Source organism: Pedobacter steynii (genome assembly GCF_001721645.1).
GTDB classification, from domain to species: domain Bacteria; phylum Bacteroidota; class Bacteroidia; order Sphingobacteriales; family Sphingobacteriaceae; genus Pedobacter; species Pedobacter steynii_A.
The window spans coordinates 4,065,032-4,085,765 of the sequence record NZ_CP017141.1 but is presented as its reverse complement, the minus strand read 5'-3'; the positions used below and the strand labels follow the sequence as shown (position 1 = coordinate 4,085,765).

Annotated in this window: 16 protein-coding genes; 2 read left to right on the top strand and 14 right to left on the bottom strand. The window is 41.7% G+C overall.

The genetic code is table 11. The features are described 5' to 3' along the window. Window positions 1–104: 104 nt before the first annotated feature. The 5 genes from BFS30_RS17095 to BFS30_RS17075 form a co-directional block, all read right to left on the bottom strand. Window positions 105–1,337 carry an alpha/beta hydrolase-fold protein gene (locus BFS30_RS17095; RefSeq protein WP_069380404.1) on the bottom strand — a complete coding sequence of 411 codons (1,233 nt, stop codon included), beginning with the start codon at window positions 1,335–1,337 and terminating at the stop codon, window positions 105–107. A 202-nt stretch (window positions 1,338–1,539) separates the two neighbouring features. Further along, a complete protein-coding gene (locus tag BFS30_RS17090; RefSeq protein ID WP_208602982.1) occupies window positions 1,540–2,478 on the bottom strand; it encodes a hypothetical protein in 939 nt (312 codons plus the stop codon). Window positions 2,479–2,497: 19 nt separating this feature from the next. After that, a complete protein-coding gene (locus BFS30_RS17085; RefSeq protein ID WP_157262943.1) occupies window positions 2,498–2,773 on the bottom strand; it encodes a hypothetical protein in 276 nt (91 codons plus the stop codon). Between the two features lie 310 nt (window positions 2,774–3,083). Beyond that, window positions 3,084–4,379 carry an esterase-like activity of phytase family protein gene (locus BFS30_RS17080; RefSeq protein ID WP_069380402.1) on the bottom strand — a complete coding sequence of 432 codons (1,296 nt, stop codon included), beginning with the start codon at window positions 4,377–4,379 and terminating at the stop codon, window positions 3,084–3,086. 85 nt (window positions 4,380–4,464) lie between these two features. Beyond that, window positions 4,465–5,358, bottom strand: a complete 894-nt coding sequence (locus BFS30_RS17075; RefSeq protein WP_069380401.1) for a DMT family transporter — start codon at window positions 5,356–5,358, stop codon at window positions 4,465–4,467. A 104-nt stretch (window positions 5,359–5,462) separates the two neighbouring features. Here BFS30_RS17075 and BFS30_RS17070 point away from each other — a divergent pair, with 104 nt between their 5' ends. Beyond that, window positions 5,463–6,887 (top strand): PLP-dependent aminotransferase family protein, encoded by a 1,425-nt coding sequence (locus BFS30_RS17070; RefSeq protein ID WP_069380400.1) that lies wholly within the window; start codon window positions 5,463–5,465, stop codon window positions 6,885–6,887. A gap of 2 nt (window positions 6,888–6,889) precedes the next feature. On the opposite strand, the gene BFS30_RS17065 is transcribed toward BFS30_RS17070, so the two are convergent. From BFS30_RS17065 to BFS30_RS17030, 8 genes are all read right to left on the bottom strand, one after another. Beyond that, window positions 6,890–7,585, bottom strand: coding sequence for a DUF2461 domain-containing protein (locus BFS30_RS17065; RefSeq protein ID WP_069380399.1), 696 nt, complete (start codon window positions 7,583–7,585; stop codon window positions 6,890–6,892). A 122-nt stretch (window positions 7,586–7,707) separates the two neighbouring features. Then, window positions 7,708–8,901: a TlpA disulfide reductase family protein gene (locus BFS30_RS17060; protein WP_069380398.1), complete on the bottom strand. Its 1,194-nt coding sequence runs from the start codon at window positions 8,899–8,901 to the stop codon at window positions 7,708–7,710. A gap of 13 nt (window positions 8,902–8,914) precedes the next feature. Next, complete coding sequence (locus BFS30_RS17055) at window positions 8,915–9,985, bottom strand: TlpA disulfide reductase family protein (protein WP_083252090.1); 1,071 nt, start codon at window positions 9,983–9,985, stop codon at window positions 8,915–8,917. A 6-nt stretch (window positions 9,986–9,991) separates the two neighbouring features. Next, window positions 9,992–11,167 carry a TlpA disulfide reductase family protein gene (locus tag BFS30_RS17050; protein WP_069380396.1) on the bottom strand — a complete coding sequence of 392 codons (1,176 nt, stop codon included), beginning with the start codon at window positions 11,165–11,167 and terminating at the stop codon, window positions 9,992–9,994. 33 nt (window positions 11,168–11,200) lie between these two features. Continuing rightward, complete coding sequence (locus tag BFS30_RS17045; protein WP_069380395.1) at window positions 11,201–12,607, bottom strand: RagB/SusD family nutrient uptake outer membrane protein; 1,407 nt, start codon at window positions 12,605–12,607, stop codon at window positions 11,201–11,203. A gap of 18 nt (window positions 12,608–12,625) precedes the next feature. Then, entirely contained in the window at window positions 12,626–16,054 is a 3,429-nt protein-coding gene (locus tag BFS30_RS17040; protein ID WP_069380394.1) for a TonB-dependent receptor, read from the bottom strand. 239 nt (window positions 16,055–16,293) lie between these two features. Continuing rightward, complete coding sequence (locus BFS30_RS17035; RefSeq protein ID WP_069380393.1) at window positions 16,294–17,451, bottom strand: FecR family protein; 1,158 nt, start codon at window positions 17,449–17,451, stop codon at window positions 16,294–16,296. An 82-nt stretch (window positions 17,452–17,533) separates the two neighbouring features. Next, on the bottom strand, window positions 17,534–18,112 hold the full coding sequence (locus BFS30_RS17030; protein ID WP_069382489.1) for an RNA polymerase sigma factor: 579 nt from the start codon (window positions 18,110–18,112) through the stop codon (window positions 17,534–17,536). 282 nt (window positions 18,113–18,394) lie between these two features. On the opposite strand from BFS30_RS17030, the gene BFS30_RS17025 reads away from it, so the two are divergent. Beyond that, the gene (locus tag BFS30_RS17025; protein ID WP_069380392.1) at window positions 18,395–18,625 is read left to right on the top strand and encodes a hypothetical protein; all 231 of its coding nucleotides are present in this window, start codon (window positions 18,395–18,397) and stop codon (window positions 18,623–18,625) included. 15 nt (window positions 18,626–18,640) lie between these two features. Here the strand turns inward: BFS30_RS17025 and BFS30_RS17020 are convergent, their stop codons facing one another. Further along, a complete protein-coding gene (locus tag BFS30_RS17020) occupies window positions 18,641–20,680 on the bottom strand; it encodes a tetratricopeptide repeat-containing sensor histidine kinase (RefSeq protein WP_069380391.1) in 2,040 nt (679 codons plus the stop codon). Between the last annotated feature and the right edge of the window lie 54 nt (window positions 20,681–20,734).

Sequence of the window (20,734 nt, the reverse complement as noted above, 5' to 3'; positions counted from 1 at the left end):
TTAATAGAGCACAGCAAATAGTAAAAACCGCCTTCTAATGAACGGTTATGTCGGGTTCTAAAATAGTTACCTGTTTTAGGGCCTGACATTGTTTATTGAAGGTTTTATTCTCCTGACAATAATTTGTCTAGTTTTTTCCTGGACTCTGGATTTTCTTTTACGGACAGACACTTTTTGAAATATTCAATCGCTTTTGATTTATCGCCAATTGCCTGGAAATAGTCGCCATAAGAATCGTAAACATTAAAACTCTCAGGATAATTCTCAACATTCATTTTAAATAGCCCTCCGGCTTTGTCATATTGCTTTCGTTGCAAAAATTCATACCCCAGGCCATTTATCATATTTTCAGGTGGGGAAAGCTTATAATTCAACAGTTTTGAAACTTCCTGATAATGTTTTTCGAATTTACTGACTATGTCTACCCTGGCGTCTAAAAGGTCTTTAGGGGAAAGTTTAAAACGATACTTATTAAAGATGAAACGAAGCGCATCATATTCTGTGATTAAGGGTACAGATCCGTGGTCATCATTCCCATAATATTTACTTTCATACCTTAACCCGTTTTGCTTTTGATCTTTAATATATTTATCCAGATCAAGAATTGAACGGATATGCCTGGTACCACCAGATGTATCGCTCCGGACTTTAGTGATATCCATACCCTCGTTCATGGTATTTGCAATTCCTAAATACAAAGTAGTACCTGAAAATTTCTTTTCTCTCAGGGATTTCTTAGTTGTATTTAAAAAATTCATTTTATCCCACCACATACTTGGGTCTATACAAATGTAGGAGTTGAACAATTTTGTATGGTTCATGGCAACGTTCATCACTGTCAGACCTCCAAATGAATGTCCGGTTAATATTTTGTAAGGTTGCGTTGGGTATAAGGAATCAATATGTGGCATCAATTCCTTTTCAATAAAGGAAACAAAGCGTTCGCCACCCCCTGATGTTTTTGAAAATGCGCTGTCGATAAAAGGCGGATCAGCACCTACATGTGTTGGTGTCAGATCTCTTGTCCTGTCTGTGTTTGGAATACCAACTACGATCATTTCGGGACAAATGGTATTACCATTTACCTGACTGAGGTTCTGAATCATACCTACTACTGAATAAAAATGGGCATCACCATCCAATAAATACATTACGGGGTATCGCTGTTTAGAATCCGCGTTCCGGCTATTTGGTACATATACCCAGATTTTTCTTTGTTCATTCAGAATTTTCGATTGGATGCTATCAATTGTTCCGATGGTCACTTTGTTGTCCTTTTGAGCCAGGACACACAGCGAAAAGAATACGGTGAGAACCGAGAGAATTATTTTTTTCATTGTCGGGATATGGTTTGCTGCTATTAATATCTTGCAACGCCTAAATATTTAGGAAATGCTTATGTTATGAAAACTTCGATTCAAATAAAACACGTCAGTTTTATGTTACTCTAGTAAGCTCAAGATAGTGAATTTTCATTGAAAAGATAATGGCATTAGTGAAATATGAAACCGCTTAAGTCATCGATGCAAGAAACGCATATTACTTACGGACAATCACAAAATCGTTGCTGTTTTGCGGAAGATATAATAATAGGCGATAATCGGCTCCTCCACCCTTTTGTCCTTTTCGAATTAAGGGACCCCAACCCTTTATATCCAATGGAGATTTGTTGTTAAATTCTGTAGTATGGCTTCTTCTCTCTAATGTAGCTAATTTTCCCTCTGCATATAATTTCAATTCATAATCTTCTAAAGGAATCATTCTATTGGCACAATATTTTTCAACATTCATTCTGTTCTCCTTGATAGAACTTTCATATCGTTCAGTACTGCTATAATTAAAAACCGCCGTTTCCGTAGCTCTTCTCTTTGTTAAATCTATCCATTGATCTCCATTTCCCTGGTTCAATGTTTCTCTGATGCTTTCATGGTATTGTATCACTTTTTTTTCAATTTCCTTTTTATCCATTTTCGACAGGTCCTGCCCTTTACTCCAGCCTTCTAATGTATAAGGAAGTTCTTTAATATCAACTTCCCATTCCTGCTCAAAATAGGCGACAGGGGAATTCAGATCTTTTAGTGACAATTGAACATAGGTCTGAGGTTTTGAAATATCTCCTGTCTCCCCATCTCTTACAAAACTTCCAAAACTGAATCGGCATGATTTAATATCTTCTGGATATACCACCTTATCTCCTCGTTTAAACACTGGAAAAATCTGTATTTTGACTTTATACTTCCCATTCTTCAAGGCATAACCATTCACATCTATAGATGAATTAAGCGGAGTATGCTCTTCTGATACTTTTATATCATTAAAATAGACCACTACTGGTATTGGGGTAGTGGCACTGATGGTATAGGTGATTTGTTTTTCTTTTATTACTTGAGTTATCGCTTTGTCTGTTTTACTGTTTTTCAAATCATTACAGCCCAGACTCATGATAAAAATGATAGAGAGAATTAATTTTGTTTCCATAGTACTAAAAAAAGATAAATTACCCTTTAAACTTGTTAATAACGAGAACCAATCCGAAAAATAGAAATACAATGCCAATTAGAAGGAAAATGCCAGTAGTCATACTGACCTTATAATAATTGGAAGCAAAACCATATTGTTCGTCATAGTAGACATCTACCATATCATTGATCTTCAAATCCAATTCATCAAGGGTATTCATTCTGTTCGTAAGGGTAACCGTTCGGTTATTGATGTCCTTAAATTTTAAAACTGCATAATGAGTATAAGAAATTACATCGTTCTTCTTAGTCATAACAGAATCAATATTAACCACTTGAGCAGATACTTCATCTCCATAAATCAACGGAAACTTTGATTTCACTACGGTGAATATCAGAAAGAACCCTAATAAAATTAATAAGATTCCAAAAGTATTTTTGAGGTAAACAGTGTCTTTCAACCCGATAAATTTTTATAAAATCGTTGCCTTTAGGAAAAGGCAAATTAAGGGTAATATCAGCAGAAACTATAATAAAAAAACACCATTTGCAGTTGAACACTACCATATGGTGTTTTTTTGTGATCCCGCTGGGATTCAAACCCAGGACCCCCCTATTTAAATTTTACAACCTGACTTTTACAAAATACAGCCGGTTACGGTCAACTGATTTGGTAACAGGCAGGATTTTCTGTGCAAAAGTTCCGTTAGGCCCCGGGATTACGCCAAAATCATCATCATTGGAGATCACTAATGTATTCCCATTGATCAGCGCCAATCCCTCAGCTTTATCATGAGGATAAATCCCGGGCAAATCTTTTAAAAGATCCAGAACAAGAGATTTGCTGACGGGAACAATTCCAGCTGCACTAAGGTTGGCCTGATCTTTCAGTTCCTCCACAGTTTTACCGCCAAACAACTTCCCCTTAACCCCATTTGCAGGATCAGAAATATCGGTAGCCATAGAAAGATCAATCTTGAAGACCTTTTTGAAAGTTGCAGCTGAAGTAGCTGCCCCGCCATAACCACCATCTCTTTCCAGCGTTAAAAAGGTAGTCGCATTAACCGCTACGATTTCGCTGACCCCGGTTAGAGACGGATTGTCCATCATATAAACATATTGCTTTGTTGCTGCCGTAGCAATATCAAAAGTAAGGATACGTAATACGACGGAACTGCTCACTGCCGCACCGGAAGGGTTAGACATTGGAGATTGCATTATTCCTACCAAGGTCTTTCCGTCAGGAGTAATCGTTAAGCCCTCCATCCCTCTGTTTGCTTTACGTTTTGCAAAAACTGCAGGGATACTCCTTCCACCGGTGCCATTTCCAAAAGGATTAATTCTTTCGATAGTACGTCCGCTGGCATCCACATGCAGAAGGTGTGGTCCGTATTCATCACTGATCCAGAAACTCCCATCTGAAGCCCTTACCAATCCTTCAGAATCTATACCGTCAATACTTGGGTTCAAGGTTTTACCGTTAAGATCGATCGCCGTTTCCCCTGTAGAGCCCTGCCCCGTTGGGTTTGGTAATCCGTTCAGCTTTTGCCCGGCTGCATTTTTAAACTCAATGATTTGCTCAAGCACAAGTTTGCCCTCCTTTAACCGGAATTTACCAATCTGAGGAACAAAATCTGCCTTACCAAAGATTTTTATATCCGAAGCAGGCCCTTCAGCATTAGGTCCACGGTCGGTTAAGAGGTAAAATACATTGGGGTCATTCGGATCAGCTGCCACCGCAGAACCAAATCCTCCATTGTATACTTTCACACCATTGGAAGCCTGAAACAACAATGCAGGATCAAAAGCTTCGGCCATATCCGGATAACTGGTCTGCGCCATAGCACCATTCCTGTCTTTTTTACAGGAAGAAAATGATGCCGCAAGGGCTACAGAGCAAAGTAGTACTATTTTTTTCATCGTATTCTTTTGTTTTGCTACAAAAAGAACAACCAGCTGTGAACAAATTGTTAAGCCCCTGATAAGTCGCAGGTATACTACAGAACTATCTCGCAAATTTCTTTGAACCCGCAACACAGAGAATTACCCCCACGGTAATACCCATCATACCAATACTCACCTGTTCATGAAGCAAAGTGGCAGCAAGTACCAATCCAAAAAAAGGCTGTAACAGTTGCAACTGCCCCACCGCCGCAATACCACCCTGGGCTAAGCCGCGATACCAGAATATGAAACCAATCAGCATACTAAACAGCGAAACATAGGATAGTCCGATCCAGGCACCCGAACTCAGGCCCTCAAATGAAGAAGGGCGCAGGAAAAACATTAAGGGCAACATTAAAGGTAATGCCAATACCAAAGCCCATGAGATAACCTGCCAGCCCCCAAGTGTTTTGGAAAGTTTTGCCCCTTCCGCATAACCTAAACCACACAAAATCACAGCCAGCAACATCAGGATATCACCAACAGGTGATGCAGAGAGACCTTGAGAAATTGCAAATCCAATAACCAGCGAACTCCCGAGTCCGGAGAATAACCAGAATGCCGGACGGGGACGTTCAGCCCCGCGCAGCACAGCAAATATAGCCGTGGTAAGTGGTAACATTCCAAGAAAGACGATAGAATGTGCAGAAGTAATATACTGCAATGCCAGGGCACTCAGCAAAGGAAAACCTATTACCACACCCATTGCAATGATGACCAGGGAACCGAGATGCTGTGTTGCCGGGCGCTTTTCCTTAAAAATTAAGAGTAAACACAAAGCCAGAAGGCCTGCAATGCCCGCACGGGCAACAGTTAAAAACACAGGAGAGAAATCCAGGACAGCAGCTCTTGTTGCGGGCATAGAGCCACTGAATAGAAGTACGCCGATAAAGCCGTTAATCCAACCCGCGGTTGGGTTTTCCTGGGGCAGGCCGGAAAATGATGTATTGCTCATGATAAAAGGATTATTCTAATTCATACAAAAGTAGAGGGGCGACTCAAACAAACACAGTCTCAGTTTTTAGAATTTAAATAGACACAGTTAATTATATTTGTGGGATGAATAAGGACTTTCTATATGATGAGATCGCAAACGGAATTGCCAGTCAGATCAGAAATGGTGTGCTGAAAACGGGCGACCGGCTCCCTTCTGTAAGAATGTTATGTCAGGAGCATGGAATCGGGATGAACACCGCAAAAAGGGTATTCCTTGAACTGGAAGCACAGTCTCTCATTGATTCAAAACCACAATCCGGCTATTTTGTAAGCAGGCAACGCCACCGGGAACTGCCATTACCGGATGTCAGCCGGCCTTCATTGACTGCAAATGATGATGAACCAAGTGAACTGGTTAGTAAAGTCTATGCCAATATGGGAAATAAGGAGCTTACCCTTTTCTCTATCGGTGCTCCTTCCGGAGATTTATTACCCCTGGTAAAACTGAAAAAGGAAATCATCCAGGCAACCCGGGAACTTGGGGAAGGTGGCACCGCATACGAGCCGCTGGAAGGAAATCTGAAGTTACGCCAACTGATCGCTGTCCGCTCTTTAGCCTGGGGAGGAAATTTGCATGAAAATGACCTGATCACAACCGCAGGTGGAGTAAACGCACTTTCCTTTTGCATGATGGCATTGGGAAAGCCAGGCGATACCATTGCTATGGAAAGCCCATGTTATCCGGGGATTTTACAATTAGCCCTCAGCCTGGGTTTGAAAGTCCTGGAATTACCAACACACCCTGCTACCGGCATTGATATAGAAGCCCTGAAGAATGCCATTCCTAAGATTAATCTTTGCCTGTTAATCCCAAACTTCAATACTCCCCTGGGCAGCTGTATGCCGGAGGAGCATAAAAGAGAAGTCGTAGCGCTTTTGGCCAGACATCAGATTCCACTCATTGAGGACGACGTATATGGGGACCTTTATTTTGGTTCACAGCGCCCCAGATGCTGTAAATCATTTGACCAGGAAGGAAATGTTTTATGGTGCAGTTCCATTTCAAAAACCCTTGCACCAGGTTATCGGGTGGGCTGGATTGCTCCGGGAAAATACAAAGAAAAAATACTGAAACTAAAACTGGTCCATTCCATTTCCTCTGTCTCTATTGTCCATGAAGCAGTAGCCAATTTTCTTAAAACCGGAAAATATGAGCAGCACCTTCGTCTGCTGCGCCGGACCCTGCAGAACAATTATGAAAACTATGTCCGGGCCATAGCAGAATATTTCCCCGAAGGCACCAAAACAAGCAGGCCCCAGGGCGGACTGGCATTGTGGGTTGAATTTAGCAAAGACATTGACACTGCAAAGCTCTATGAACTTGCCATAAAACAACAGATCAGTATTGCACCGGGACGGATGTTTACCCTGCAGGATCAATTTGGAAATTGTATGAGGTTATGTATCGGCCTGCCCTGGTCGGAAAAGTTAAACCTAAAACTAAAGCAACTCGGCAGTCTGGCAAAGACACATTACGTTTCCGGATAAGTTCAGTCTTCAGCTCCCCCGTTGCCATCTGAAGTCAATACCTCAGACATGTAATCAAAGAATGGACGCATTTCCCGAAATGTTGAACCGGCTTCTTTTAAGAACCTTTCGTGAAGCACTTCCTCATCAGAAAATGACCTGATCAGCAGGAACTGTTTGTACCGCAGCAGATCAATGGCTTCATGATCTGCATCAAATCCTTTAGGACTGGTTTTTAATTGTTCTCCTTTGAGGGTTCCAAAATTTGATATAAATGATTCACTGTTTAATATTTTTCTCAATGGAGCATCATCAAAAGAGATGTCATTCCTGATCAATTTTAAATCTTGAGATGAAGGTCCCCAGAAAGCTCCGGCCACAAAACTTTTCCCCTGTTCTAAATGGAAATAATAGCCACCTCTGCGGAATTTTGTGGCACGTTTAAAGGCACCACCCCAGTAAGTTTGATAAGGAGTTTTATCATGAGAAAAACGAACATCTCTGTAGATACGGTAAAGTGCTCTTTTTCCGGACGGTGTTTCAATCAGATCATGGGTACGAAGGTCCTCCAACAAAGCCTCGGCAAAGTCTTCCACCAATACTTTTTCCTGCTGATATGCTGTTTTATGCTCGTTAAACCAATCTCTGTTGTTGTTATTTTTTAAGGCATTTAGGAATTCAAAACCAGATTGATGAATTTTTGTAGGATATTTTGCCATTGGGCTAATCTAATTGCTTTTTTTGTGATCCGCAAAGATGAAGCTAAACATTTACATTACAAACCCGACGTTGGAAACATACCCGGCATATCTCCTGATCTGCCGGGTATATTCTCTATGCTTTACAACAGCTCTTTCAGCTTCTGGTCGATGTCTTTTTCATCTCCAGACCGGACAATGATTTTTCCGGCTTTATCCAGCAAAATATAAAAAGGCAAAAATGGAGCTTCGTACTGAGAAATCACCCTGGCCGTTCTGTTTTTTACAGGAAATTCATCCGCAACCTGTATCCAGGGCATCTTTTCCTGATCCAAAGCCCTGGTCCAATCCGCTCTCCGGCTGTCATTGGTAATGCTGACAATTTCAAATCCTTTGGGCTGATATTGCTGATATACCTTCTTCCAATGAGGAATCCCCTCTCTGCAAGGTTTACACCAGCTGGCCCAGAAATCAAGCATCACGTATTTACCTTTCAACGAAGAAAGCTTAAATGAACTACTGTCTCTTTTTAAAAGCTCGAAATCAGGAGCATCTTTCCCAACCATTACCGCCTTCCTGGAATTGACGCTTTTTAATATTCGCCGGTAGTAGATAGATTTTTCAGCCTCTCCCTTAACCTTACTTAAAAGCGCCTCAATTTCCGAAAGGGGCATATCGGAATTCATTTGATAATAACTGGCTAAAATATAAGCCCCCGCCACAGAGCCTGGCTGCTGTTGAAGGTAGGTATTGATCCATTTTGATTGCCAGGCATTATTCAGCTTACCAAGGGAATCAAACTTCAACTTCATTTTTTCCTTAAGCTCAGGCTTCTTCTCCAGTTCATAGGCCTTATTCAATGCCGCAAAACCTTCCTTAAATTTAAGCTGCTGAGGGTCTTTCTCAAAAGTCTGATAGGCATCATGATTGCCGGATCCGGTAATCAGCACCTCTTTCAGAACAGCACCCTTATCACCCCCATAGGCGGTATAATCATAATGTTCTGCCCCGGTGGTATCAGCACTGATGCTGATCTCACTGTTTTCTACAAAAACATTGGTCTGCCAGTTACCTGGCCGAACCACGATGCTCATCATTTCGGGATTCATGGCTTTTCCATTCAATTCAAAAGCACCATTTTTGAAAGGAATACTATCCAGTACTTTTTTTGTCATCTCTTCTTCGTCAAACTGCTGAAGGATAACAACACCGCTATCCAGCCCTTTAACCGAGCCCTTAATGCTAAAACTATCTGCTGCCGGTTGCTTACAGCTACTGCTCAACAGCAGAACAACACCTCCCATAAAAAGGCCTGATTTTATTGAGTTATATTTCATGTGATCCGCTTGATTAGTTGAACAATTCTGCCAGTTTTTTATTAAGGGCCACACCTCTGAGGTCTTTTGCAATGATGTTTCCCGCTGGATCAATCAGCAAAGTACTTGGAATCCCCATAATGCCGTAATAGGTGGAGACTTCATTTTTCCAGCCTTTCAAATCAGAAACCTGAGTCCATGGCATTTTATCATCTTTAATTGCTTTTTTCCAGTTCTCTCCTTTATCGTCCAGAGAAACCCCAACCACAGTAAAGTTTTTATCCTTATACTGATTATAGGCTTTCAACACATTGGGATTTTCCGCACGACAAGGTCCGCACCAGCTGGCCCAGAAATCTACCAGCACATATTTACCTTTGAAATCTGAAAATTGCACTGGTTTTCCTTCAGTATCATTTTGTTTGAAATTCAACATCGGCTCCCCGATCGCACTTCTTTTCAATACCATCAGACGCTCCGAAATACGCTTCCCCTCTTCACTTTGCTGAGCAGCCGGAGCCAGTTTTTTAAATGCCAGGGCAACGTCATCGTAGCTCCCCATCATGGCCTTTTCAGAAACCATACTGATGCTCAATGGGCTATTGGGATGAGTCTTAATGTATTCGCTATTACGGGCTCTTCGCTGATTCCTTAAATCTTCTACTTTTTCTTCCAGGGCAATCTGCTCATCTTTACTTACTTTCCCCCACTTCTGGTATAAAGGAGCTTCCTGATCATCCAGGTCTTTCAGTGTTTTTTCGTAAGCCTCATACTCATCCTGCGACTTGGAGCCCGTAATTTTCAGCTCTTCAGTCGTATTCCCTCCGGTAATTTTAATGTTCCCGCTTTCTACAAAAAACTGGTAATATCTGTTAAAAATCATACTGCCCACTTTTTGTGGTTCGGTGATTTTCGGACTCCATTTAAACTGACCATTGGTCACTTTAACGGTATCCGTTTTAGACTTGCCGTCCCGGTAATAATAAAGGTAAATTTCTTTGTCCTTCAGGCCTGTGATGTTTCCTGAAACATATGCGGTCTGCGCATAAGCAGCAATGCCATAGAAAAATAAAACAGGCATTATAAATTTCAATTTCTTTGTCATGGTTGATTATTTTAATAGTTCTTCTAATTTTTTGTCAAGGTCCTGATCTGAACCGCCATTGCGATCTCCATAGCGGCCTATGATTTTTCCTGAAGGATCAATCAGTATTTTTGTAGGCAGGGAACTGATGCCATACTTCTCGGAAATGTCCTCAGGATTAGGCAGGTCTTTCATTCTCAGGTCCATGTTTAAGCCCCTTAGCACATGGTGCCAGATGCCAATTTTATCTTGATTTACGGCCTTTTTCCAAGCCTCATGATTGCGGTCATCATCAGAAATCCCGATAATTTCCAATCCTTTATCATGGTAGGTATTGTAGAGATTGATCAGATGAGGATTTCCCTTGCGACAAGGAACACACCAGCTGGCCCAGAAATCAATAATTACATATTTACCTCTGAAACTGGAAAGGGACAGCATTTTACCTTCGATGTCTGTTGCACTAAAATCTGCTGCAGGCCTGCCTGGCATGCCCATTTCAATTTTACGGATTTCCTTTGCCAGCTCTTTTACATTGGACTGTGCCTTCATTTCCGCATTAAAACTATTGTATATCTTCTTAACAGAATCCAGCCCCATACGGCTCAGGTAAAAACGCATCGTATTGGCAGTGACGTAGGAATTGGGATGGGTGATAAAGAAATCATAAGTGATTTTTTTGATCCGGTCATTATAAGGCTCCAGCTGGTCCCTGATTTCCGAAGCTTTCTCATGGTCCTTTTCTTTAGTCAAAGCATCGATGATCGGCTGCATCTCTTTCCGAACAACCTGAACCTTGCCATTGAGCGATTCAAACTCACGCTGTGTCGCAGAACCGGTAATTTTTAAACTACTCAGGTCGGCAGCATTACCGGAAATCGTCATTACACCAGGCTCCAGGTAAACTTCTGTCATCCGCTCCCAAAACTGATCACGGGGAATGACCTCCCCTTTTTTCTTAAACAAAAGCCTCGCATTAACCGGCTTGCTCAGGTTTCCATTAAGTACAAATTTCTGATTGGAAATCAGCTTGGATAACTGGATCTGTTTTCCCCTAACCTCTCCATAATAAAGAAGAACGGAGTCTGCCCCGGTTACAGTTCCTTTCAGACTGAACTGGTTTTTAACTGGCGCCGATTGGGCAAGAGTGGGTTGTATCTGACAACACAACAAGGAAAATAATAACAACTTACATATTTTCATAGCTTATATTTTTTAACAGGTTTAAAAGTTTTCTTAATTTTTACTGTAACCAGGGTTTTGGTCCCCTATTGTGGGATTCTTATCAAATTCATCTTTTGGTATAGGAAGAATAAAATGGTTTTTATCGGTGATTGCCGCTTTAACCGACAATACAAAAGGAAGCGGCATTCTCAATAGTGCTGACCAATCCTGACCATCTTCAAAAGATAAATTCCTGGCCGTTTCTTTATAAATCTGAATCAATAGCAAATCAGGGGTACCGGCATTATCGATTTCGCTAAAATCCGTTACTCCCGCATGTTGTTGTACCGTCTTCAACAGGGTTCTGGCTTCACCTAGGTTTCCTCCGGACCGTACAATTGCCTCGGCCTCCAGCAAATAAATCTCTGATAACCTTAAAGCATAGGAAAACTCTACTTTTGGCCCCTTGTATTTAAGGATCCCATCAGGTTCTGTACCCACCACTCCAATCATCCAGCTGCTTCTCGGATCATTTTCAAACAGCGCCTTAAGTGATGGGGTAGCCGTATAGCTAGGACTATTTCTATAAAAATAGGCATCTGATCTGCTGACCTGGTTTACCTTCGGAACCAGCCCCAGCATCACTTCTTTACTATCCAATCCCTTGGTACTGAAGATATCCTGAAGATTCCCTTCGAGCACATAGGGCGAATGCTGAATGATGTCTTTTGTTAAAGAAATCACCTCCTGATAATCGCCCGCAGCGCCACGAATCGTCAATACCCTTGCTTTTAATGCCTTCGCGACCCATTTATTCGTATAATAGTTTACACTTACCGTCGGACAGTTCGCGATGGCGTCATCCAGATCTGCAAGGATAAAATCATAACTTTCTTTTACAGAACTGCGTTTTTGAGAAATGTTATTGGTGGTCACAAATTCCTTTCTCAACATGACGCCATAGTTGCTGTTCAGGTCATAGAACTGCGCAAAATAACGCAGCAGGTAATGGTGTCCATAAGCCCTTAACAAACGGGCCTCTGCAATGATCTCCGATTTCCTCGCTCCGGAAAACTGACTGTCCTGAAGCTTGGAAACCTGTTCGATGACTCCATTTGCAGCATTCAGCAGGCTATAATAAGTTGCCCATAAGGACTCCACCCGATAATCAGTACCGGTAATCCGGTTGTTTTCATCCAATGATGAACCCCCATTTGGATAGGTGATGTAACCGGCCAGATAAGTGGGCACAATTTCATGGTTCTCAGCCCAGAGTATACTGGGTGTACCGCGGTCATCTCCTCCTTCAGCCAACCGGAGGTAAACCCCATTTAAAGCGACCTCAGCAGTTTTTTGGTCAATGATAGCATTCCCAACTACCTTAGACTGGCTGGGTAATGCATTGAGTTCTTTTTTACAGGATAACTGGGCACCCGCGGCTAAAAAGAACAAGCTATATATCAGAATTAATTTCTTCATTACTTTAAATATTTATGATTAGAATCCCATTCGAACCCCAAAAGTGAAGGTCTTCACTGTTGGATAAGTACTTACATCACGACCACCACCGATTACGCTGCCAGGGTCGTCACTCACCTCCGGATCAGGTCCGGGATATTTGGTCGCCGTAAACAAATTGGTTCCGGTAGCATATACAGAAAGGTTGTTCATCTTTAGTTTCTGTAAAGCTTTGCGCCCTAAATTATAAGCCAGCGTGATGGATTTCAGTTTCAGGTAAGAAGCATCATAGACGTTCAGATCGGTTAACATCGGAGTATCGTTTAACAGATACCTTGGTTTATCTGAGCCCGGGTTTGATGGACTGTAATGATCCAGTGCAGCGACCCCTTTATTTGGCAGACTGCCGAAGCCCATATCGCTGACATCTTTCTGATACATCAGCTTAGCGCCATAAGAAAAGGTGAATAAGGAAATCAGGCTTATATTTTTATAAGAAAGCGTATTGGTATACCCTCCAAAGAATTTCGGGGCTGCATGGCCGATGATATCCTGTTTCCAGAATCCATCTTCCGCCATCTCATAAGCTAAATCTCCAATGTTCAGGTAGGGACTAAAATAAATCCAGTACGGAAAGGCTTCCTTATAGGCATCCAGTTCCTGCTGGGTTTTAATCACGCCTTTTGCTACCCTTCCGTACAATAGTCCCAATGGCTCTCCTTCCTTAACGATACTGGTACCAAGATTAAGTGCATTCCGGTCGTTCGGATTGGAAAAAGGCCCCCCGTCAATATTCAGCACTTTTGAGATGTTTCTTGAAATGTTAAAAGCTCCCGACCAGTTGAACACCTTTTCACGGACAAAATCGCCATGAAGGTCCAGTTCCAGACCACGGTTCCTGATCTTTGCAATATTATAAATCACACTTTGATAAGAGGAGCTTGGTGCAGGCGTCAGGTTTAAAAGGGCGCCATCAGTTACTTTATTATAATATCCAAAGGTACCTCCTAACCTGCCTTTAAAAAAGACAAAGTCCAAGCCCAGATCCTGCTGGCTTGTCGCTTCCCATTTGATATTCACGTTTCCAAGTTGTGTCGGTATAACGGCATTTCTATCTGCATAAGAATCCGGAGAATATAACGTACGCCACATATGGTCACCTATACTTTGGGTTCCGGTTTTACCCATGCTGGCCCGGAGCTTAATCTCGTCGATCCATTTTACATCTTTCAGAAAGTTTTCCTGAGAGATTCTCCAGCCAATTGCCCCGGAAGGAAAGTAACCTACCTGATTGGAAGGAGCAAATTTCGAGGAAGCATCAGACCTTCCGGTAAAGGTGAACAGGTATTTATCCATCCATACATAGTTGGCGCGGATATAAAAGGACAACAATGAACTCTGACCATCCGGGTTTGCTCCCTTCACGGATACTGCTGTGGCAGCTGAGCTGAGATTGTTGAGTATAAAATCATCCGGGAACCCTCTCCCTGTTGCCGCAAAATAGTCGCTCTTATTGCTTTCCCAGGAAGTACCCGCCAAAACGGTAAGGCGATGGTTATCATTGAATTCTTTATTCCAGGTCAGCGTATTTTCTATGAAACTACTCAATGAACCTGAACTGGCCTGCGTGGCCAGGCCTCCCTGAGAATTTTCACGTCCATAAAATCCGCCTATTTCCACAAAGCTTGGAACATAGTTTAATTGGTTATAGGACCCGTAATTTATAGATAAGGTGCTTTTAAATTTCAGGTCTTTCATCAGGTCATACTCCGCAGACACAGAACCCATCAGAGAGTAGTTCTTACCTCTGTTTGTGCCTGCCGCTACCGCCAGGGGATTCTGATAACCTCTGTAGTCGGTCTTAAGTGCCCCTAATGTGGAATAAGAACCATCCGGATTATAAGGAGAAAATACCGGCGGAGCGGTTAAAGCCTGCCCGTATATTCCATTGGTGATGTTGTTTTTAGTATACCCAAAATTCAGATTTGTAAACAATCTCAGACGTTTGGAAATTTCATTATCCAGATTGATCTTCCCGGAAAGACGTATAAAGTCAGTTCCTACCAGCGTTCCTTTCTGGTCGGTATAATTCAGAGAGGTATAATATCTGGAATCCATTCCACCACCGCTGACAGAAAAATCTGCGTTTTGTGTCACTCCTGTTCTTAAAACCAGATCCAGCCAGTCTGTCTCTGCATTTCCGAAAAAAGAAGGATCGTTCATGATACTTAAAGCCTGTTGAGCAGCGCTCGTAGTCAGGCTCATATTTAGCCTTTTACGCTCATTAATATAGTTTGTGGCTGCTTCCTGAAGTCCGGCTTTATACTGGCTTGCATTTAAAACCTGCTCTTTAATCGGCGTGTTCATTCCGACATAATAATTAACAGACAATTGTGGTTTTGAATTCCGCTTTCCTTTTTTTGTGGTGATGATCACCACTCCATTCGCAGCCTTTGAACCATAAATAGCGGTTGCAGAAGCATCTTTAAGGATATCAACGCTTTCAATATCTGAAATATTTAAACCAGCAAGGCTGTTCAATCCCCTTGAAAAGGCTCCGGAAACACTATTATTGAAATCTTCTCCATAATTAGCGGCTTCCAGTGGGTTTACCAGATCAGACTGCCCATTGATATAATTATTAGAGATCACAGTAGGAATTCCATCAATTACATAGAGCGGGTCGTTTGTACCCAGAAGGGAGGCCCCGCCACGGATTCTGATCCTCACCGCACCGCCCGGAGATCCATCGGCCTTGGTCACCTGAACTCCTGGTGCTTTGCCCGACAGCGCATTGTCGATACTCATAAAAGGAACATCTTTAACTTCACTCACATTCACTGAAGAAACAGACCCGGTCAGGTCCTTTCTTCTGGTACTGCCATACCCGACAACCACCATCTCATTTAACTTATTGAGCTCTGGTTCCATCAGTACGACCATACCCTGTTTTGCAGGCAATTCCTTAGTAGCCATCCCTACGCAGGAAAAGACAAGAATGGTATTTTCATCAGGTGCATTAATGGAGAACATCCCTTCTATATTCGTGGCCGTAGTTTTAGTGCTTCCTTTAATTTTCACACTAACCAGGTTAAGCGGATTGCCATTGAGATCTTTTACGGTGCCGTTAATGATCATGACCAGGTTTTTCGGGTTTTGAAAACGGGTCTCTTTCGCTTTTTCTTTTACCAGAATGGTTTTATCAAAAATGCTGAAGGTAAATGGTTGCTGATTAAAGATCTGTTCCAATGCAAAACCGATCGGAACATTAACCAGGGTCAGCGTCACCGGATTTGATTTTTCAATCAATTGCGCATCGTATAATAATTGATAACCGCTTAATTTTCTAAGCTTCTGCAAAACATTCTTTAATGAAGTATTCTTTTCCGATAAGCTGATCTGCTGAGAATACCCGGCAGCTGAAACGTGAAGGCAGCAGATCAGGACGATAATTGCAGTCAATTTCATAATTAAAATTAATTTAGGTTTTAAACCAAGGGGATGAGAAGTTCCTTTTTTAGAGCAATAGGGTCCCTTGTATAGAATTTTGAAATTCATACATTTGTTTAGTTAAGGTTGTGGTTAGTTGATTGTGCTACTTTTAATTACTACTGTGCCTTAATAGAGCCAGATGCGTTCCACCGTATCTGGTTTATTTTTTTCATGGCGAGGTACATTTCGTTACATAGGCGTTATTTTTAGGTTATTTACTTTTTCAGGTTAATCACTTTAATAGTCTTATTTTCAATTTCGAGCTGGATCCCACCGGTGATTTCTATCATTTCCAGGACCTTGGAAAGGTTCACACTTCTGGAAATGAATACGGTGAAACTTCGGTTATCCGGAACATTGGTATAATCAACGTCAACGTTATACCACCTCGACAATTGTTGCAGGATCCTCTTCAGGTTGACTTCATTAAACAGGAAATTCCCATCTTTCCAGGCGGTCGCCATTTCAAGGTCTGCACGGTCAATCCGGATGCTCTTTTCAAGTACCGACTGCTCGCCGGGTTTCAGGACAACAAAGTCTTTCCCTTCTACAGGGTTCAGCACATTGCCCAGACGGTTGATCAGTACGGCTCCTTTAAGTAAGGTGGTCCTGGTTTCTTCTTCATCATAACTGCTGAGGTTAAAATGAGTTCCTAAAACCACCAGCTCCTGTTTCGCCGTCTTCACTATAAAAGGTTGTTTTTTATTATGGGCGACTTCAAAATAGGCTTCTCCTTTTAACACTACACTTCTTTTTTCCAGGTTGGCAAATGTCGCAGGGAACCTGAGGGAAGAAGCAGAATTAAGCCAGACCCTGGTTCCATCCGGTAAAACCACCTGATATTGTCCGCCTTTCGGGGTTTCAATGGTATTGTACATGGTCGTTCCGGCTTTAAGCGGCTTTTGATCAGCCAGGGTATAGATCAGCTGCCCATTAGCAGTTTTACTGATTTCTACACCGGATTGTCTGGCCAGCTCTCCATTGGCAGCGTTGGTTAATACAATCCGTTTTCCATCTGCCAGGGTTAAATAAGCTTTATTCCCACCTGCAGCTACATCTTGTTTTACCACGGGACGCGCCTCTTCTCTGCTATTAAAATAAAAAAACAGTCCGGTACTGAGTGTAATCAGAATTACTGCCGCTGCCCTGGCAAAATGCGACCATAAACGCAATGGTCTTTTTTGAATTCCCTCGGCTACTTCCAATCTGCTCCAGATATGATCTATCCGCTGTTCCGCTTCGGCCTCAGCAAGGTCAATATCCTCCTCTGTCCGCCATTGCAAATACCAGCTTTCCAGCATGCCTGTTTCTTCAGGAGTACAGTGTCCTGCTTCAAATTTTTCCAGTAATGATTTTAGTTCTTCTTTATTCATCGCCTGAGGGCATTAATGATCTGGTTTAAAGATATAGACCCTTAACCCCGGCGGAACAGGTAGGTGATTTAAAAATATTTTTTTATGGTTTAATAAAAAAGGCCAGGAAGGTTAAAAACCACAGTTTAGCCTTTAAAATCCGGAGAGCATTGCTGACTTGTTTGGAGACCGTTTGTTCAGAAAGCTGTAATTGATCCGCGATCTCTTTATGGGAAAGGTGTTGTTTACGGCTCATTTCAAATATTTCTCTCATTTTTAATGGGAGTGCCGCAATCTCCTTTTCGATCAGAATCGCCATCTGATTTTCCCGGACCAGGTGATCCGTAATGTTAACCGTGTTTTTTGCAGTTTCAAAAAAGGAAGAAATATAACTGGACTCAATGTCTTTATGCGCCATAAATTTAAAGATGCGGTTTCGCACTGCAGTATATAAATAGCCGGACAGATGTGTCTTTAAGACAAAGCTGTCCCTGTTGTTCCATAACACTGCAAAAAGATCATGAATGATGTCCTCTGCTTCATCTGCGTTCCTTAAACGTTTGTACGCGTGCAGGTATAAAAGATATTTGTACCTGCTATAAATCTCGGTAAAAGCAGCCCGGTCACCCTGTTGCAGTAAAATAGCCAATTCCCCGTCATTAAGACCTGTATAAGTTATCATCCCCATATCCCCTTAACATAAAGGTAATAAACGCTGGCCAATGTTAATTAAACAATTTGAATTTTAGCGCCCTCTTAGCCCAGGACACATTGATATTATTAATTAAAAAATCCGGCTGAAGAACCGGAAAACAAGCCCAATCATTTCTCACGAGTAGAAAAAGAAATTTCCTCAGAAACCAAGGTCACCAAAACGATTAAATAGAAATATTTATTTTATAAAATAGCAAACAAATTAAAATAATAAACGTTATAATAGCTTAACCATCAAAAATATAGACCAATGAATACATTTGATATTGAAGTAACAGTAAGCAACAAAAAAGAAAAGCTACAGGTATTCCCGGTTGAGAAGGAAAATAAGTACAAACTGCTTAATGGGGAAAAAGAAATAGGAACAGTATGGCCTGCCGACGGCAATAACAGCGGTTTATGGAAGTCAGATGTTTTCATGACTCACCAGCAGCTGATCGAAATCGGACAGAAAATAGCACAACGTAACCAGTACGTTTAATCGCTTCAGCTGATTCTAAAGAGGAAGTTCAATATAAAAAACGGAACCTTTTTCAGACTCGCTTTCTACCCATATCCTTCCTCCATGAGTTTCAATAATTTGTCTGGAGATGGCCAGTCCAAGTCCAAAAGGCTCTTCGCCTGCGGTCCCTGACCTTTGCCCCGCCCCCGACATATCAAAAATTTTGGTTTTAATCGCTGCAGGGATACCAATTCCATGGTCTTCCACAGCGATCAAAACCGTTTCTTTTTTCTCCTTTATACTCACCTTAATTGTAGCAGCCTCCGGACTGAACTTAACAGCATTCCCAATCAGGTTGCTCATCACCCGCCACATCTTTTCGGTATTAAGAGATATCGTCACATGCACCGCATCCAAAACCAGTTGCTGCTTTTTCTCTTCCGCTTTATGACGAAGCAGGTTCACGCAATAATTCATCAATACGTACAGGTCCACAGGCTCTTTCTGTAAATTTTCAATCTGGCTATTCACTTTCAGCAGATCGTTCACCAGCAGCAGAGAATTCTGTCCGGATTTTTTAATCATCGCCAGCATCGACAGGTCATCCTCAGACCGGTTATTTTCCAATAACATTAAATCTGCCATTGCTGTAATATTTCCAATCGGATTGCGCAGGTCATGAGCAACAATCATCATCATCTTTACATTTTCCTCCTGACTTTGTTCCAGAGAACTTAAAGTCTTCTGCATATTGATATTCTGTTCGGAGATCTGCTTGTTTATCCTTCTGGAATGCTTCAGGTTATACCAGATAAAGAAAAGGATGATCATGCCCATAATCATACATATTACAGCAGCAGATAAATAGGCCGTTTTCAATTGATTATCCTTATTCAGCAATGCCAGCCGATACTTTTGCTCATTATCTTTGAATGCCTTATCCACATCCAGATTCTTTAATTCGCCGGCAGCCTTAATCACCGAGTCGCGTGAGAAATCGCTTCTTTCCAGATAAGGATAAGCCATCATCGGCTCTCCTTTTTTATCATAATATTCATATTTGAGCCTCACCCACCTTAATCTGATATTGATATTTCTTTGTCCCAATCCATATTTACCTGATAAATATTGCTGTACTTCATCCAACAGCTTTTCTGCCGGAACAAAATCTGAATGTCTGATATACAGATCGGCCAGTTTTAATTTGGCCGTTTGTGCATCCTGAATCTCATACCCAACATGGTCATTAATACCAATGCTTTGCTTCAGGCTTTCTTCTGCCTTTTGATATTGCCCTTCTTTAATGTAAATGCCCCCCATATTTCCATATATCACCCCATTAGCCGCTTCGGTAAAAGACTTCCTTTTAGGAAAGCGCGCTTTATTCTGAGAAATAAAATCCAGGGCTTTCTGATAGTAAACCAGGGCACTATCAGATTGTCCGGACTTTTCAAAACATAAGGCAATGGTATTCAGGTAACTTTGAGGCAAGATAAACAGATAATCAAAGCCAGCTACGGGTTTACAATTCCTGTTCTGGATCAGGGCTTCCTTAAAAAAGGGAATGGCTTTCAGGTACTCTTCCTGATTATACCTGACCAGGCCCAGCTTATTACTAAATGTGGAAAGGTTACAGTCTTCCAGGTTTTTATTAGCAAACAGACGTCCGTCATAAAAGACTTTAAAAGCCTCGTTATAGCGCTTTTCAGCCATCAGAACTTCTCCAAGAAAGAACAGGCCACTGGCATATTCATTTTTATAACCGGTCTCTTTCCCCTTTAGGAGGTTAAATATGCTATCCGTGTATTGCCTCGCTTTAGGAATATTAAAATCGTAGTTCAGGTAAATGTTAAGCAGGTTATCATATTTTCTGTAAAGATCTCTCACTCCCGGATCTGGAAAAGCCCTATAAGCCGAATCCAGATAAGAAATCGCACGTTTATTCTGTCCATCGCCTAAATAAGTAGTAGCCTGATTGATCACAGTATCGAAATGTACCTGGTGATCGGCTGGTTCTCCGTCAGTATTTCTACAGGAGGCAGCTGAAAGGATATAAATTAAACACAAGAGCAATAAGGATATTCGGAAAGACATCAGTAGGTTTTATCTTTTGTATGTATCATAAATCATTCCATTGTCAAAATGCCC

Bases quoted from the DNA above. Each gene is read 5' to 3' on its own strand.
- BFS30_RS17045 (WP_069380395.1), bottom strand. From the start codon at position 12,607: ATGAAGAAATTAATTCTGATATATAGCTTGTTCTTTTTAGCCGCGGGT.
- BFS30_RS17065 (WP_069380399.1), bottom strand. From the start codon at position 7,585: ATGGCAAAATATCCTACAAAAATTCATCAATCTGGTTTTGAATTCCTA.
- BFS30_RS17035 (WP_069380393.1), bottom strand. From the start codon at position 17,451: ATGAATAAAGAAGAACTAAAATCATTACTGGAAAAATTTGAAGCAGGA.
- BFS30_RS17040 (WP_069380394.1), bottom strand. From the start codon at position 16,054: ATGAAATTGACTGCAATTATCGTCCTGATCTGCTGCCTTCACGTTTCA.
- BFS30_RS17055 (WP_083252090.1), bottom strand. From the start codon at position 9,985: ATGACAAAGAAATTGAAATTTATAATGCCTGTTTTATTTTTCTATGGC.
- BFS30_RS17050 (WP_069380396.1), bottom strand. From the start codon at position 11,167: ATGAAAATATGTAAGTTGTTATTATTTTCCTTGTTGTGTTGTCAGATA.
- BFS30_RS17060 (WP_069380398.1), bottom strand. From the start codon at position 8,901: ATGAAATATAACTCAATAAAATCAGGCCTTTTTATGGGAGGTGTTGTT.
- BFS30_RS17070 (WP_069380400.1), top strand. From the start codon at position 5,463: ATGAATAAGGACTTTCTATATGATGAGATCGCAAACGGAATTGCCAGT.
- BFS30_RS17020 (WP_069380391.1), bottom strand. From the start codon at position 20,680: ATGTCTTTCCGAATATCCTTATTGCTCTTGTGTTTAATTTATATCCTT.
- BFS30_RS17025 (WP_069380392.1), top strand. From the start codon at position 18,395: ATGAATACATTTGATATTGAAGTAACAGTAAGCAACAAAAAAGAAAAG.
- BFS30_RS17090 (WP_208602982.1), bottom strand. From the start codon at position 2,478: ATGGAAACAAAATTAATTCTCTCTATCATTTTTATCATGAGTCTGGGC.
- BFS30_RS17095 (WP_069380404.1), bottom strand. From the start codon at position 1,337: ATGAAAAAAATAATTCTCTCGGTTCTCACCGTATTCTTTTCGCTGTGT.
- BFS30_RS17075 (WP_069380401.1), bottom strand. From the start codon at position 5,358: ATGAGCAATACATCATTTTCCGGCCTGCCCCAGGAAAACCCAACCGCG.
- BFS30_RS17085 (WP_157262943.1), bottom strand. From the start codon at position 2,773: ATGACTAAGAAGAACGATGTAATTTCTTATACTCATTATGCAGTTTTA.
- BFS30_RS17080 (WP_069380402.1), bottom strand. From the start codon at position 4,379: ATGAAAAAAATAGTACTACTTTGCTCTGTAGCCCTTGCGGCATCATTT.
- BFS30_RS17030 (WP_069382489.1), bottom strand. From the start codon at position 18,112: ATGATAACTTATACAGGTCTTAATGACGGGGAATTGGCTATTTTACTG.